General features: G+C 65.0%; 11 protein-coding genes, 1 rRNA gene and 1 riboswitch. Of the genes, 6 read left to right on the top strand and 6 right to left on the bottom strand.

Annotation, left to right across the window (positions count from 1 at the left end):
- Positions 1–6 precede the first annotated feature (6 nt).
- Positions 7–918, bottom strand: a complete 912-nt coding sequence (locus WS61_RS11100) for a LysR family transcriptional regulator (RefSeq protein WP_059500577.1) — start codon at positions 916–918, stop codon at positions 7–9.
- Positions 919–1,057: 139 nt separating this feature from the next.
- On the opposite strand from WS61_RS11100, the gene speB reads away from it, so the two are divergent.
- Complete coding sequence (gene speB / locus WS61_RS11095; protein WP_059500531.1) at positions 1,058–2,014, top strand: agmatinase; 957 nt, start codon at positions 1,058–1,060, stop codon at positions 2,012–2,014.
- A gap of 54 nt (positions 2,015–2,068) precedes the next feature.
- On the top strand, positions 2,069–3,394 hold the full coding sequence (locus WS61_RS11090; protein WP_059500530.1) for an MFS transporter: 1,326 nt from the start codon (positions 2,069–2,071) through the stop codon (positions 3,392–3,394).
- Between the two features lie 115 nt (positions 3,395–3,509).
- Here the strand turns inward: WS61_RS11090 and metE are convergent, their stop codons facing one another.
- Entirely contained in the window at positions 3,510–5,804 is a 2,295-nt protein-coding gene (metE, locus tag WS61_RS11085; protein ID WP_059500529.1) for a 5-methyltetrahydropteroyltriglutamate--homocysteine S-methyltransferase, read from the bottom strand.
- A 128-nt stretch (positions 5,805–5,932) separates the two neighbouring features.
- Between metE and WS61_RS11080 the strand changes: the two genes are divergently transcribed.
- The gene (locus WS61_RS11080) at positions 5,933–6,841 is read left to right on the top strand and encodes a LysR family transcriptional regulator (protein WP_059500528.1); all 909 of its coding nucleotides are present in this window, start codon (positions 5,933–5,935) and stop codon (positions 6,839–6,841) included.
- 21 nt (positions 6,842–6,862) lie between these two features.
- Here WS61_RS11080 and WS61_RS11075 read toward each other — a convergent pair whose 3' ends face one another.
- Together WS61_RS11075 and WS61_RS11070 are read right to left on the bottom strand one after the other, a co-directional pair.
- Positions 6,863–7,585 (bottom strand): CbtA family protein, encoded by a 723-nt coding sequence (locus WS61_RS11075; RefSeq protein WP_034204110.1) that lies wholly within the window; start codon positions 7,583–7,585, stop codon positions 6,863–6,865.
- Between the two features lie 14 nt (positions 7,586–7,599).
- Positions 7,600–7,809, bottom strand: a complete 210-nt coding sequence (locus WS61_RS11070) for a CbtB-domain containing protein (RefSeq protein ID WP_006488502.1) — start codon at positions 7,807–7,809, stop codon at positions 7,600–7,602.
- 32 nt (positions 7,810–7,841) lie between these two features.
- A riboswitch (cobalamin riboswitch) is annotated at positions 7,842–7,985 on the bottom strand.
- Positions 7,986–8,030: 45 nt separating this feature from the next.
- On the opposite strand from WS61_RS11070, the gene WS61_RS11065 reads away from it, so the two are divergent.
- The 3 genes from WS61_RS11065 to WS61_RS11055 all read left to right on the top strand — a co-directional run bounded on the left by WS61_RS11065 (position 8,031) and on the right by WS61_RS11055 (position 11,487).
- Positions 8,031–8,621, top strand: coding sequence for a histidine phosphatase family protein (locus tag WS61_RS11065; RefSeq protein WP_059500527.1), 591 nt, complete (start codon positions 8,031–8,033; stop codon positions 8,619–8,621).
- Positions 8,622–8,786: 165 nt separating this feature from the next.
- On the top strand, positions 8,787–10,379 hold the full coding sequence (locus WS61_RS11060; protein ID WP_059500526.1) for an inorganic phosphate transporter: 1,593 nt from the start codon (positions 8,787–8,789) through the stop codon (positions 10,377–10,379).
- A 364-nt stretch (positions 10,380–10,743) separates the two neighbouring features.
- Positions 10,744–11,487 (top strand): 2OG-Fe(II) oxygenase, encoded by a 744-nt coding sequence (locus WS61_RS11055; protein ID WP_179949673.1) that lies wholly within the window; start codon positions 10,744–10,746, stop codon positions 11,485–11,487.
- Positions 11,488–11,744: 257 nt separating this feature from the next.
- Here the strand turns inward: WS61_RS11055 and WS61_RS11050 are convergent, their stop codons facing one another.
- Positions 11,745–13,169, bottom strand: a complete 1,425-nt coding sequence (locus WS61_RS11050) for a DHA2 family efflux MFS transporter permease subunit (protein ID WP_059500524.1) — start codon at positions 13,167–13,169, stop codon at positions 11,745–11,747.
- Positions 13,170–13,698: 529 nt separating this feature from the next.
- Positions 13,699–13,811 (bottom strand): 5S ribosomal RNA (rrf, locus tag WS61_RS11045).
- Between the last annotated feature and the right edge of the window lie 244 nt (positions 13,812–14,055).

Here is a 14,055-nt window from a genome sequence, read left to right as displayed (position 1 = left end):
CCGCCGTCATGCGAAGTCGGATGACTGATGCGCGCGCTCGAGATCCTCGAGAAACGCCTCCACGAGCGGATTCCCGCGGCCGTTGCGCGCGACGACCATGTGGAACGTCACGTCGTAGCGCAGTTGCTCCGGATTGAGCGGCGCGAGCAGCCCCTGCGCGACGTACGGCGCCGCGAAATGCTGCGGCAGGTAACCGAGATGGTGGCCGGACAGGATCAGCAGCGCGACGGCTTCCATGTTGTCGGCGGTCGCGGTCACGCGGTCGGGCGTCGTCGACAGTTGCGCCTCGGGCAGCGGATACGAGCGCCACGCCCATTCGAAGCCGGCGACGTCGGCCGGCGTCAGCGCGCCCGCGCCGTCGAACAGCGGATGGCCGCGGCCGCAATACGCGACCTGACGCTCGACGAACAGCGGCGTGTAGTGCAGCGACGGCACGCGATGCCAGAAGTAGCCGACCGCGATCTGGATCTCGTCACTCAGCAGCTTCTCCTCGAGATCGCCGGGCGCACGCACCGATATCGAAAAGCGCACGGCCTCGTCGCGGGTACGGAACGCGGCGATCGCCTCGGCGATCCGCGCATTCTGGCTCACCGGCGTATGGCCGATCAGGCCGATGTTCAGCGTGCCGACCAACTGGCGGTCCATATGCCGCGCGGCCATCCCGAATTCGTCGAGCGCCGCCAGCAGCTTGCGGCTCATCGCGTGGAACCGCTCGCCCTTCGGCGTGAGCCGGAAGCCGCTGCGGCCACGTTCGCAGAGCCGATAGCCGAGCCGCGTCTCGAGCGACGACAACTGCGCGCTGATCGTGGACTGGCCGACGTTCAGCACGGCCTGCGCGGCCGACACGCCGCCCGCGTCCGTGACCGCGAGAAACACGCGGATCAACCGCAGATCGAGGGTCGACAGATTCCCCAGCACGTTCATCCCCTTCCATACATCGACGACGATCGATGTTTACGTCGATATCTTCGCATTCTTCTTTCCCGACGGAGCGCGTAAAACTGTGCGCCAGACCGCGTCGCATGATACGGCAACCCCACCCCGGAAGAGACACCCCATGAACGACCACACCCATTTCCAGCCGCTCGGCGGCAATGAAATGCCGCGTTGCGGCGGCATCGCGACGATGATGCGCCTGCCGCACGTGGCCAGCGCCGAAGGCCTCGACGCGTGTTTCGTCGGCGTGCCGTTCGATCTCGGCACGTCCAACCGCACGGGCGCGCGCTTCGGCCCGCGCCAGATCCGCACCGAATCCGTGCTGCTGCGCCCGTACAACATGGCCACGCGCGCCGCCCCCTTCGATTCGCTGCAGGTCGCCGACATCGGCGACGTCGCGATCAATCCGTACAACCTGCACGATTCGATCGCCCGCATCGAGGCCGCGTACGACGCGATTCTCGAGCACGACTGCAAGCCGATCACGCTCGGCGGCGACCATACGATCGCGCTGCCGATCCTGCGCGCGATCCACCGCAAGCACGGCAAGGTTGCATTGATCCACGTCGATGCACACGCCGACGTGAACGATACGATGATGGGCGAAAAGATCGCGCACGGCACGCCGTTCCGTCGCGCGGTCGAGGAAGGCCTGCTGCACGGCGACAAGGTCACGCAGATCGGCCTGCGCGGCACCGGCTACGCGGCCGAGGATTTCGACTGGTGCCGCGAGCAGGGCTTCCGCGTCGTCCAGGCCGAGGAATGCTGGAACAAGTCGCTCGCGCCGCTGATGGAGGAAGTGCGCGCGCGCGTCGGCGATACGCCCGTCTACATCAGCTTCGACATCGATGGCATCGATCCGGCCTACGCGCCGGGCACCGGCACGCCGGAAATCGCGGGCCTCACGGTGCCGCAGGCGCTCGAGATCATCCGCGGCGCGAAGGGGCTGAACATCGTCGGGTGCGATCTCGTCGAAGTCGCGCCGCCGTACGACCCGTTCGGCACTACGGCCCTGCTCGGTGCGAACCTCGCGTACGAGCTGCTGTGCGTGCTGCCGGGCGTCGCGTACCGCGACTGATCCCCGCACCGCCACTATTCCAAATCAGAGGATTCCAGAGGAGCACGCATCAAGATGGGGACTTCCGTCAAACAACCGAAGCGGGCGGCGCTCGCTTCGTTCGTCGGCACCACGATCGAGTGGTATGACTTCTACAGTTACGCGACCGCCGCCGCCATCGTGTTCGGGCCGCTGTTCTTTCCCGGCGAAAACCGCTTCATCAGCCTGCTCGCGTCGTTCGGCTCGTTCGCAGTCGGCTTCTTCGCGCGGCCACTTGGCGGCGTGATGTTCGGCTACCTCGGCGACCGCTTCGGCCGCAAGCGTTCGCTGCTCGCGACGCTGATGCTGATGGCCGTGTCGACGGTCGCGATCGGCCTGCTGCCGACCCATGCGCAAGCCGGCGTGATCGCCCCGATCCTGCTCGTGCTGATGCGCGTGCTGCAAGGGATCGCGGTCGGCGGCGAATGGGGCGGCGCGGTGCTGCTGGCCGGCGAGCATGCGCCCGAAGGCAAGCGTACGTTCTTCGCGTCGTTCGCGCAGCTCGGCAGCGCGAGCGGCCTGATCCTGTCGATGCTCGCGTTCGGCGCGATCAGCACGCTGTCGAAGGACGACATGATGAGCTGGGGCTGGCGCGTGCCGTTCCTCGCGAGTTCGGTGCTCCTGATCGTTGGCTTCGTGATCCGTGCGAGCGTGTCGGAGTCACCCGAGTTCGAGGAAGTGAAGCAGAGCGGCAACATCGCGCAAAAACCGCTGCGCGAAGCACTCAAGTACTGGCCGCTGCTGCTGCTCGCGATCGGCGCGAACGTGTACGGGATCGCCGGCGTGTATTTCAGCAACATCTTCATGATCAGCTATGCGACGCAGTTCCTGTCGCTCGACCGGTCGATGGTGCTGCATTGCATGACGATCGTCGCGGTACTGCAGTTCGTCGTACAGCTTGCGGCCGCGTTCCTCGCGCAGCGCTTCGGCACCACGCGCGTGCTGCTGATCGCAGGCGCCTGGGCGATGATCGTCCCGTTCGTGATGCTGCCGCTCGTGCACCTGGGCACGCCGGTGTCGATCACGGTCGGCGTCGGCCTCGCGACGCTCGCGGAATCGGGCTACTACTCGGTGGTGGCGGGCTTCGTCAGCGGCATCTTCGTCGCGCGGATCCGCTATACGGCGATCTCGATCGCCTATCAGGTGTGCGGCGCGCTCGCCGGCGGCCTCACGCCGCTCGTCGCGACGCTGATCGCGCAGAACACGGCCCCGCAATGGTGGCCGCTCGCGATCCAGTACACGAGCGCCGCCGCACTGTCGTCGCTGTGCGTGTGGCTGATCGCGCGCCGCGTCGGCATCGACGATGCGGGTGCGCCCGGCAAGACGAACGACGCGCTGCCGCGCGGCACACGCACCGCGTAGCGCGACGCGGTACGCAAATGCATGCGTGACGAAAATCGGCCCGCTTCTTCCGCGGGCCGATTTTTTTCCGTCCGATCGTCGATCGCGACGGCGCCGCCCAGCGCCCGCTGCGTGGTTAGCGCATCTGATTGCGCAGCGTCTTCGCGGCGGCGACCATGTTCGTCAGCGCCGGAATCACTTCCGCCCATTGGCGCGTCTTCAGCCCGCAATCCGGGTTCACCCACAGGCGTTCCGCCGGAATCCGCTCGGCCGCCTTCCTCATCAGCCCGACGATGTGATCCTGCGTCGGGATGTTCGGCGAATGGATGTCGTACACGCCCGGCCCGATCTCGTTCGGATACTTGAAGTCGTCGAACGCATCGAGCAGCTCCATGTCCGAGCGCGACGTCTCGATCGTGATCACGTCCGCGTCCATGTCGGCGATCGACGCGATGATGTCGTTGAACTCCGAATAGCACATGTGCGTGTGGATCTGCGTATCGTCCTGCACGCCGTTCGCGGCGATGCGGAACGACTCGACCGCCCACCGCAGGTATTCGTTCCATTGCGCGCGGCGCAGCGGCAGCCCTTCGCGCAGCGCCGCTTCGTCGATCTGGATCACGCGCACGCCGGCCTTCTCGAGATCGAGCACTTCATCGCGGATCGCCAGCGCAAGCTGGTAGCACGATACCGAGCGCGGCTGGTCGTCGCGCACGAACGACCAGTTCAGGATCGTCACGGGGCCCGTGAGCATGCCCTTCATCGGCTTGTCCGTCAGCGACTGCGCATAGGCGATCCATTCGACCGTCATCGCCTTCGGGCGGCTGATGTCGCCGAACAGGATCGGCGGCTTCACGCAGCGCGAACCGTACGACTGCACCCAGCCGAACTGGCTGAATGCGTAGCCGTCGAGTTGTTCGCCGAAGTATTCGACCATGTCGTTGCGCTCGGCTTCGCCATGCACGAGCACGTCGAGTTCGAGCGACTCCTGTTCGCGGACACTGCGCTCGATCTCGGCCCGCATCGCCGTGCGATAGCCTGCTTCGTCCAGCGCGCCGGCCTTGAACCGGCTGCGCGCCTGGCGGATTTCGGCGGTCTGCGGGAACGAGCCGATCGTCGTCGTCGGGAACGCCGGCAGGTTCAGGCGCGCCGACTGCTTCGAAACACGCTGCGTATAGGGGCTCGCGCGGTTGCCGAGCTGCGCGTCGATGCGGGCGATCGCAGCCTTCACCGCCGGGTTGTTCACGCGCGGCGAGCGGCGGCGCGAATCGATCGCGGCGGCATTCGCGACGAGCGCGTCGACCACCTTGTCGCGACCTTCGTTCAGTGCGGTCGCGAGCACCTTCAGCTCGTCGAGCTTCTGCAGCGCGAACGCGAGCCACGAGCGGATTTCCGCGTCGAGCCTCTCCTCGCTCGCGAGATCGACCGGCACGTGCAGCAGCGAGCACGACGGCGCGAGCCACAGCCGGTCGCCCAGTTGCTTCGCGAGCGGCTCGAGCCAATCCAGCGTCGCGTTCAGGTCCGTCTTCCAGATGTTGCGGCCGTTGATCGCGCCGACCGACAGCACGCGATCGGCCGGCAGTTCACGCACCAGCGCGTCGACTTCGTCGCGTGCATTGATCGCGTCGATATGCAAGCCGTCGACCGGCAGCGACGCCGCGAGCGTCAGGTTGTCCTGGAGCTGTCCGAAGTACGTGGCGAGCAGCAGCTTGATGCGGCGAGTTTCCAGCGCCGCGTACGCGGTACGGAACGCGTGGCGCCATTCGGCATCGAGCTCGGTGACGAGAATCGGCTCGTCGATCTGCACCCATTCGACGCCTTGCGCGGTCAGCGTGTCGATCAGCGCACCGTACACCGGCAGCAGCTTCGGCAACAGCGCGAGACGATCGGAATCGTCCTTCGCCTTGCCGAGCCACAAGTACGTGACCGGGCCGAGAATCACCGGCTTCGCGTGCACGCCCTGCGCGTTCGCTTCGGCCAGTTGCTGCAGCAGACGCGACGGATCGAGCGAGAAGTTCGTGTCCGCATGGAACTCCGGCACGATGTAGTGGTAGTTCGTGTCGAACCACTTCGTCATTTCGCCGGCCGCGACACCGCCGCAGCACGCGGCGTGCTCCTGAGCCGACCGCGCCGAACGGCCGCGCGCGACGCGGAAATAGTTGTCGAGCGCATCGCCGTGGAAATCCTGCACGCGTTTCGGCAAGTTGCCGAGCGTGAAGCTCATGTCGAGCACTTGGTCGTAGAACGCGAAGTCGCCGATCGGCGCGAGATCGAGATCGCGCTGATCGTGCCAGTGACGCCTGCGCAGTTCGGCGCCGAGTGCCGTCAGTTCGTCGCGCGACGATTCGCCGTTCCAGTAGCGTTCGAGACCGAACTTGAGTTCGCGCTTCGCGCCGATGCGCGGAAAACCGAGGTTGTGTGTCGTGACCATGAAGCTGCCGTCCAGAGAAAAGGTGAAGATCCGGCAGCCATCATAGGGATTTCAAACCATGAAATAAAATGGCATTATTTCATTCATCCATTAATATTTCTCATGCATTGGCTGCATGAGCGCGATCCATGCTGGAACGATTCCATCTCGTCGTCATTCGCGAAGTCGAGCGCCAGGGCTCGCTGACCGCGGCGGCCAATGCGCTGCACCTCACGCAATCGGCGCTCAGCCATACCGTCAGGAAAATCGAGCAGCAGCTCGGCACGCCGATCTGGGACCGGGAAGGCCGCGGCCTGCGGCTCACGCAGGGCGGGCAGTATCTGTTGAAGCTGGCAAACCGGCTGCTGCCGCAGTTCGAACTCGCCGAGGAACGGATGAAGCAGTACGCGAAGGGCGAGCGCGGCACGCTGCGCATCGGGATGGAGTGCCACCCGTGCTACCAGTGGCTGCTGAAGGTCGTATCGCCGTACCTGTCGTGCTGGCCCGACGTCGACGTGGACGTGAAGCAGCGCTTCCAGTTCGGCGGCATCGGCGCGCTGTTCGGTTACGACATCGACGTGCTCGTGACGCCCGATCCGCTGAACAAGCCGGGGCTGCGCTTCGATCCCGTGTTCGACTACGAACAGGTGCTGGTGGTCGCGGATTCGCACCGGTTCGCGAATGTCGACTACGTGAGCCCCGAGCAACTGACGGACGAGATCCTGATCACGTACCCGGTCGAAACCGACCGGCTCGACATCTACAACCAGTTTCTGACGCCGGCCGGCATCGTGCCGCGGCGGCACAAGTCGATCGAGACGACCGACATCATGTTGCAGATGGTCGCGAGCGGGCGCGGCGTGGCCGCGCTGCCGCGATGGCTCGCCGACGAGTACGCGGACCGGATGCCGGTCGTGCCGCTCAAGCTCGGCAAGCAGGGCATCGCGAAGCAGATCTTCCTCGGCATCCGCGAAGCGGACGCATCGATCGACTATCTGGCCGCATTCGTCGCACTGGCGCGCGAATCGACGTGGAGCGCGCCGCGCATGCTGCGCTAGGCGCGTCCGGTTGTCCCCGCGTCAGGCGGCGCGCATGCCCGCGCGTTCGCCGCGCTCGACCCACGCGCCGAACAGCAAGCCGATCGTCGTCCACATGATCACCTGCATGCCGATGGCCGCCACGCGGAATTTCCACAGCAAGGCCGCAGGGAAATCGGCCGGCAGTTCGCTGACCGACGGCAGCCCGATCTGCACGGCCGCGATGATCGCGACGAACACGAGCCCCGCGACGATCGACGCGTTCCACTGGCCAAGCTTCGCCAGCAGATGGCGGCGCACGCCGACCGAGAACACCATCGTCGCGACCGAGATCGCGATCATCAGGAAGAACAGGCCGGTGCGATAGCCGATCGTGTCGGGGTCGCCGACCGACGGCGGGTTGGCCGGGTACTTGAGGTTCGGCACGATCACGAGCGCGACGAACGCCGCCAGCGCGAGCCACGCGGCCAGCGGCCGTGCCGGCAGGCGACTGCCTCGTCCGTATGCATACGCGAAGACCAGCGAAAACAGCCCGCCGAATGCCGCGCCGTAGGTCACGACACCCGTCAGCAACCCGAGGCCGGCCTGCGTGTGACGGCTGACCAGCTCGGGTTCCGGCGCCTCGCCTTGAGCGGCGGCGGTTTTTTCCTCTAGGGAGATCGCCTGATCGACTTGCGGTTCGCCGACCATTTTCGCGAAACCGAACGTGAGGAGGCCCGCGGCGATGCCTGCGAGCATCCCGCGCATGAGCAGCTTTCCGACCATCTTTTTACTCCGCGTCAGTGGCAGGGAAAGCCGAGCAGATGGCGGCCGTCGTGGACGAATTCGTGAACGTACATGCCCGGCACGAGCGACGTCGCGCCCTGTTCCGCACCGACGAAATAGAGTGCGAGCAGCAGGATCAGGCCGACGAACACGGCCCACGGCAACAGTTCACGGACGGGAATGGGCGCCGGCACGACCGCCGGCTTCAGCACTGCTTCGCTCATGGATGCACCTCAGGGGAATCGCGCCCCGACAAATGATGGATGGGTACGAAGGCAGGTCTGGCTTCCGGGATCGTCGATTCCCCGGTTACAGTGGCGCGACCGCGCCGGAATTGCACCGGCTTCCGCGCTTCGTATCGGGCGAATTGTACGCGCGAACGTTCGCGTATTGAAGCGATGACATCCGGCAAGTGCGCACCACTCCCGATCGTCCGACAACCGACATGACCATGCATGCCTCGCTGCGCCTGATCGCACACGCCTCGACCCGCGCAATGCGCGCCGGCACGTTTCCCGACGACGATCCGCTCGACGCGCACGGGCTGGCCGAAGCCACTGCGCTGCGCGGCCGCTGGACGGGCGGTGCCGGCTCGCTCGTGCTGTGCAGTCCGGCGCGCTGCGCAAGGCAGACCGCCGACGCACTCGGACTGCAGGCCGATATCGACGATGCGCTGCGCGACATCGATTACGGCGATTGGTGCGGCAAGCGGCTGCACGATCTCGCGCGCGACGTGCCTGACGAACTGGCGGCGTGGATCGGCACGCCGTCCGCGTCGCCGCATCGCGGCGAATCGTTCGACGCCGCCGCGCATCGCGTCGGCACATGGTTGAGCGCACTGCCGCCCGATCGCGACGTCGTCGCGATCACGCATGCGCCGATCGTCCGCGCAGCCATCGCGCATGTGCTGCGGATGGGTACCGGGGCGGCCACACGCCTCGACGTCGCGCCGCTGTCGTGCACGACGTTCGTCGCGTCACCGGCCGGCTGGACCTTGGCCACGGCGGACGATGACCCGCGCGACACCGGCGCGTAAGCCGCTGACGTGTTCACTATGTGAGCGGACGATGCGCCCCCGACGCTTCGCATGCCGCCGCTCGCCTTACATCCCGTAAGACACACCGTTCGTCATCCCGACTGTCATCAAACTGACTGCTAGCCGCAGCTAGGATCGAACGAGGTTCCCTTACGAGATGTCGTCATGAATCAACCTGCTTCGTCCGCCCCGAACAATTCGGCCTCCGTCGCGCGCACCCGGCAGATCGGCTATACCGTCTTCCTGCTGGTGCTCGTGCTTGGCGCCGTCTATATCGCCACGCACCTGGTCGACGATCTGTCGCCGGTCCGCGAAGGGTCGATGTTCCCGTACCTGCTGCTCGGCGCAGCACTGCTGATCGCCCTCGGCTTCGAGTTCGTCAACGGCTTCCACGACACCGCGAATGCGGTCGCGACCGTGATCTATACGCACTCGCTCACGCCGAACGTCGCGGTGATCTGGTCGGGCATGTGGAACTTCCTCGGCGTGATGGTCTCGAGCGGAGCCGTCGCGTTCGGCATCCTTCAGTTGCTGCCGGTCGAGCTGATCCTGCAGGTCGGCAGCGGCTCGGGCTTCGCGATGGTGTTCGCGCTGCTGATCGCCGCGATCGTCTGGAACCTCGCGACCTGGTATTTCGGGTTGCCGTCGTCGAGCTCGCATACGCTGATCGGGTCGATCATCGGCGTCGGACTGATGAACCAGTTGATGCACGGGCCGTCCGGCACGAGCGGCGTCGACTGGGGCCAGGCGCTCGGCGTCGGCAAGTCGCTGCTGCTCTCGCCCATCGTCGGCTTCCTGTGTGCGTCGCTGTTGCTGCTCCTGCTGAAGGCCGTCGTGCGGATTCCCGAGCTGTACAAGGAACCGCCGAAGGACCAGCCGCCGCCGTTCTGGATTCGTTGCCTGCTGATCCTCACCTGCACCGGCGTGTCGTTCGCACACGGGTCGAACGACGGACAGAAAGGGATGGGCCTCATCATGCTGATCCTGATCGGCACGGTGCCAACCGCGTATGCACTGAACAAGGCCGTCACGCCCGCCGAATCGCAGACCTTCGTGGCGGTCGCGAACCAGGCGGCTGCGACGTTCGGGAAGTACACGAACGGCGTCGCGCCTTCCTCGAATCCGCGCGCCGATGTCGAACACTACGTGCAGCATCGTGAACTGACGCCCGCCGTGCTGCCGGCCGTGGCGCAGTTGTCCACGTCGCTCGCGACCGCCGTCGGCGCGTCGGGCTCGATGGCGGCCGTGCCGCAGCGCGACGTCGACAACGTGCGCAACACGATGTATCTAGTATCCGAAGCCATTCGCCTGATCGAGAAATCGGGCCAGCCCGCATTCGCCACCGACGACAAGCTCGCGATCGACAACTATCGCAAACAGCTCGACCACGCGACCAAGTTCATTCCGACGTGGGTGAAGGTCGCTGTCGCGATCGCGCTGGGTCTCGGCACGATGGTCGGCTGGAAGCGGATCGTCGTGACCGTCGGCGAAAAAATCGGCAAGCAGCATTTGACGTACGGACAGGGGGCATCGGCCGAACTCGTCGCAATGCTGACGATCGGCGCCGCCGACATGTACGGGCTGCCCGTGTCGACGACACACGTGCTGTCGTCGGGCGTCGCGGGCACGATGGCAGCAAACGGCTCCGGGCTGCAATGGAGCACGGTGCGCAGCCTCGTCCTCGCTTGGGTGCTGACGCTGCCGGCATCGATCGCGCTGGCGGCAGGGCTTTACTGGTTGTTCCGGTCGCTGGCTTGATCGGCGATGCGGCGGGTGGCGAGCGATAGCCGGCCATCCGCCGCGGCAGGTCGGATCTGTCGCTTCTCCGCTTCTCCGCCTCTCCGCCTCTCCGCCTCTCCGCCTCTCCGCCTCTCCGCCTCTCCGCCTCTCCGCCTCTCCGCCTCTCCGTCACGTCACGTCACGTCACGTCACGTCACGTCACGTCACGTCACTGCATTTAGTGTGTCGATGCCGTGCCTACAACGTTTTCCCATCCGAATTAAAGCGCAAGATCTGGAGCGTACCGGCACACGGACACCGCTAGACTGGGTTCGTCAACTTTCGTGAATTCGACCGTGCGCGATCGCACGGCGCCACACTGCCGATACCCCGAGGTATGCCCGTGAACATTGCCGATCTGCAACCTGCCGTCGAACCGCTGGACATCGCACAACGCGTCGGCACCCTCGACTGGCCGGGCGTCGAGGCGGAACTCGATCGCTACGGATGCGCGCGCGTACCGGGCCTGATGTCGGCGAGTGAGTGCGATGCACTCGCGTCGCTCTATCCGCGCGATGCACTCTATCGTTCACGTGTCGTGATGGCGCGGCACGGCTTTGGCCGCGGCGAGTACAAGTATTTCGCGTATCCGCTGCCAGCCGTCATCGCCGAACTGCGCGCGACGATCTATCCGCATCTCGCGCCGGTCGCGAATCGCTGGAACCAGGCGCTCGGAATCGACGTCCGTTATCCGAAAGACCATGCGACGTTCCTCGATCGCTGCCACGCGGCGGGGCAGACGCGACCGACGCCGCTGATCCTGCAATACGGCGCCGACGATTACAACTGCCTCCACCAGGACCTGTATGGCGACCACGTGTTTCCGCTGCAGGTCGCGATCCTGCTGTCGGCGCCAGGCCGCGATTTCAGTGGCGGGGAGTTCGTGTTGACGGAACAGCGACCACGCATGCAGTCGCGTGCGGAAGTGGTGCCGCTGACGCAAGGTGATGCAGTGATCTTCGCGGTACACGGCCGGCCTGTGCAGGGAACCCGCGGCGTCTACCGCGTCAACCTGCGTCATGGCGTCAGCCGGATTCGAAGCGGCCACCGCCACACGGTCGGCATCATCTTTCATGACGCGCAGTAGAGAGAATCGAAACAGCTGCGCTGCTGCCGCGCCGCTCATTGCGCATCGCATTCACGCTCGTCCCTGCATCGCACGTCGTCGTTCGGAACACGAACCGACCAAGCATGGCCGGCCGGAAGGCCGACTCGCCCGAGTGACGGAAGACCGGTTGCGCCGACCGTCGAGCGAACGCGGCCGCCACGCATCAGCGCTTCCGGTGAACGCCGAAAAATACGCGCCCTCCCCCGTCTCCCCGCCAATACGATTTGCAGTCCGGCCTATCCGCGCGCCACGTTGGCCCGCAGCCGATCGCCGGCATCGGAAGCCAGCCGGGCGTAGCCCGGCAACGTCAGCAGCGCGAGCACGCCCGCCGCAACGAACGCCCAGCGGAAATCGTCGAGCACGTAGTGCATGCCGGCCCCATCGCCGCGCCCCCATGCCGCGAGCCGCAGCGACAATGCACCGAACGCGATCCCCATCCCGATCGTCATCTGCTGCGCGGCGCTCCACAGCGTGCTGGCCGCGCTCGTCTGCTGAGCCGGGATATCCGCATAAGCCAGCGTCGCGAGCGTCGTGAACTGCATCGACCGCGTGAGTCCGTAGACGAATACGACGAACAGCGTGATCGCCAGCGGTGTCGACGCGGTCAGCCAGCCGCATGCGATCGTGAAGATGCCGACGATCGTCACGTCGACGAGCGCAACGCGCCGAAAGCCGTAACGGTCGAGGATCCACGATGTGCCTGCCTTCATCCCGAGATTGCCGAGCGCGCTGGCGAGCAACAACAGCCCCGACTGGAACGGCGACAGCCCGAAGCCGATCTGGAACAGCAGCGGCAGCAGGTATGGGACGGCGTTGATCGCCATCCGCGTGATCGAGCCGGTGATCACCGTCACCGAGAACGTCGGCACTTTCAGCGTCGTGAAATCGAGCAGCGGATGTGCGCAGCGTCGCGCATGCAACCATGCGGCGATGCCGAACAGCACGCTTGCCCCCACCAGGACGCCCGCGCGCGTGAAGTCGACATCCTGCTGGCCGGCTGCTTCGGTGCCGATCAGCAGGCAGGTCAATGCGCCGCCGGCCAGCACGAAACCGACCCAGTCGAGCGGCCGTTGCTCGTCGGCCCGCGTATTCCGGACGATCAGCCAGGTACAAACGAGCGCAGCAACGCCGAACGGGACGTTCAACAGGAAGATCCATCGCCACGATGCATAGGTCGTGATGAAGCCACCGACCGGCGGCCCGACGACGGGCGCGACGATGCCCGGCCACGTGATCGTCGCGATCGCACGCATCAGCCTCGCCTTCTCGGTACTCCGCACGACGATCATTCGCCCGACCGGCACCATCATCGCCCCTCCGACGCCCTGTAGCAGCCGGGCAGCCGTGAACGACATCACGCCTTCGGATAGCCCGCACAGCACCGACGCGCCGGTAAAGACGACAATCGCGCTCGCGAAGACTGTCCGCGAGCCATAGCGATCCGCGATCCAACCGCTGATCGGAATGAACACCGCCAGCGCCAACATGTAAGCCGTCATCCCGAGGCTCAGTGCGTTCGGCCCAACGCCGAACGAGCTGGCCATTTGCGGCAGCGCGGTCGCGATCACGGTCGTGTCGAGATACTCCATGAAGAACGTCGCGGCGACGAGATATGGCAAGAAGTCGGTCGTCCGACCACTTTGGGCGGGGCTGTCAGTCATGAACGATGCAGGAGACGGAATGCAAAAGAAGACGCCGACCGCCGGCGGATGCAGACAAGCACCGTGAGATCGGGACGAACGGCGATATTACCCCGAAGGAGTTGCTCCTCGCTCTGCCGAGCATGTCCCGTGAACGAACTTTATGCGCATAGATTTCTTGTGACGATTTTGCGCTGCGTTCGCTGCGTGATGCCCGGGACGCGGTGCATCGAAGAGCGGCCAGACAAAGTGGGATTTTTTTCGTCAGAAAGCAGCATTTACTGATCATCGTTGATCAACATCGCCTATCGTCGACCATCACAACACCGTGGCCGGACGGGCAGTATTGGCCGGACGGTCCGAAGACGGACGGTACGACTAGCGGAGGGAAGTTGCGATCTTGATCGAAGATGCGATCAATAATCGCTTGAATCGCTGGAGATAGGGGCGATTGAGGGGATTTGATGTTGCGATTGATGCGGTAGTGATTTCCGTCGCACAAATGCAAAAACCCCCGCCTGATCGGGCGGGGGTTTCTGTCTTGAGGGGAGCCTGACGATTACCTACTTTCACACGGGAATCCGCACTATCATCGGCGTAGAGTCGTTTCACGGTCCTGTTCGGGATGGGAAGGGGTGGGACCGACTCGCTATGGTCATCAGGCAAAGAGGGTTGTTGCGTTGCTTCGCAGCGCAACCAATCTTGGAAGAAGCAGTAATTTTGGGTTGTGAGCTGTATCTCACACGTATGCGGTACTTCAACCGTCGTACGTCGAGTGCCTTGCACTCGACGCTCGATGTCCGTAAGCGCTAAAGCGCTAACGGGCATCGAGACAGACTTGTTATAGGATCAAGCCTTACGGGCAATTAGTATCGGTTAGCTGAACGCATTACTGCGCTTACACACC

Origin of the sequence: Burkholderia sp. ABCPW 11, from assembly GCF_001523445.1 — a bacterium.
Classification (GTDB): Bacteria; Pseudomonadota; Gammaproteobacteria; order Burkholderiales; family Burkholderiaceae; genus Burkholderia.
The sequence above is the reverse complement of the archived record's forward strand: the minus strand, read 5'-3'. Positions and strand labels throughout refer to the sequence as shown.

What these genes read in the sequence shown, in the direction of transcription:
- WS61_RS11060 (WP_059500526.1), top strand. Translation starts at nt 8,787, where the DNA reads ATGAATCAACCTGCTTCGTCCGCCCCGAACAATTCGGCCTCCGTCGCG.
- WS61_RS11090 (WP_059500530.1), top strand. Translation starts at nt 2,069, where the DNA reads ATGGGGACTTCCGTCAAACAACCGAAGCGGGCGGCGCTCGCTTCGTTC.
- speB (WP_059500531.1), top strand. Translation starts at nt 1,058, where the DNA reads ATGAACGACCACACCCATTTCCAGCCGCTCGGCGGCAATGAAATGCCG.
- WS61_RS11065 (WP_059500527.1), top strand. Translation starts at nt 8,031, where the DNA reads ATGACCATGCATGCCTCGCTGCGCCTGATCGCACACGCCTCGACCCGC.
- WS61_RS11070 (WP_006488502.1), bottom strand. Translation starts at nt 7,809, where the DNA reads ATGAGCGAAGCAGTGCTGAAGCCGGCGGTCGTGCCGGCGCCCATTCCC.
- metE (WP_059500529.1), bottom strand. Translation starts at nt 5,804, where the DNA reads ATGGTCACGACACACAACCTCGGTTTTCCGCGCATCGGCGCGAAGCGC.
- WS61_RS11050 (WP_059500524.1), bottom strand. Translation starts at nt 13,169, where the DNA reads ATGACTGACAGCCCCGCCCAAAGTGGTCGGACGACCGACTTCTTGCCA.
- WS61_RS11080 (WP_059500528.1), top strand. Translation starts at nt 5,933, where the DNA reads ATGCTGGAACGATTCCATCTCGTCGTCATTCGCGAAGTCGAGCGCCAG.
- WS61_RS11075 (WP_034204110.1), bottom strand. Translation starts at nt 7,585, where the DNA reads ATGGTCGGAAAGCTGCTCATGCGCGGGATGCTCGCAGGCATCGCCGCG.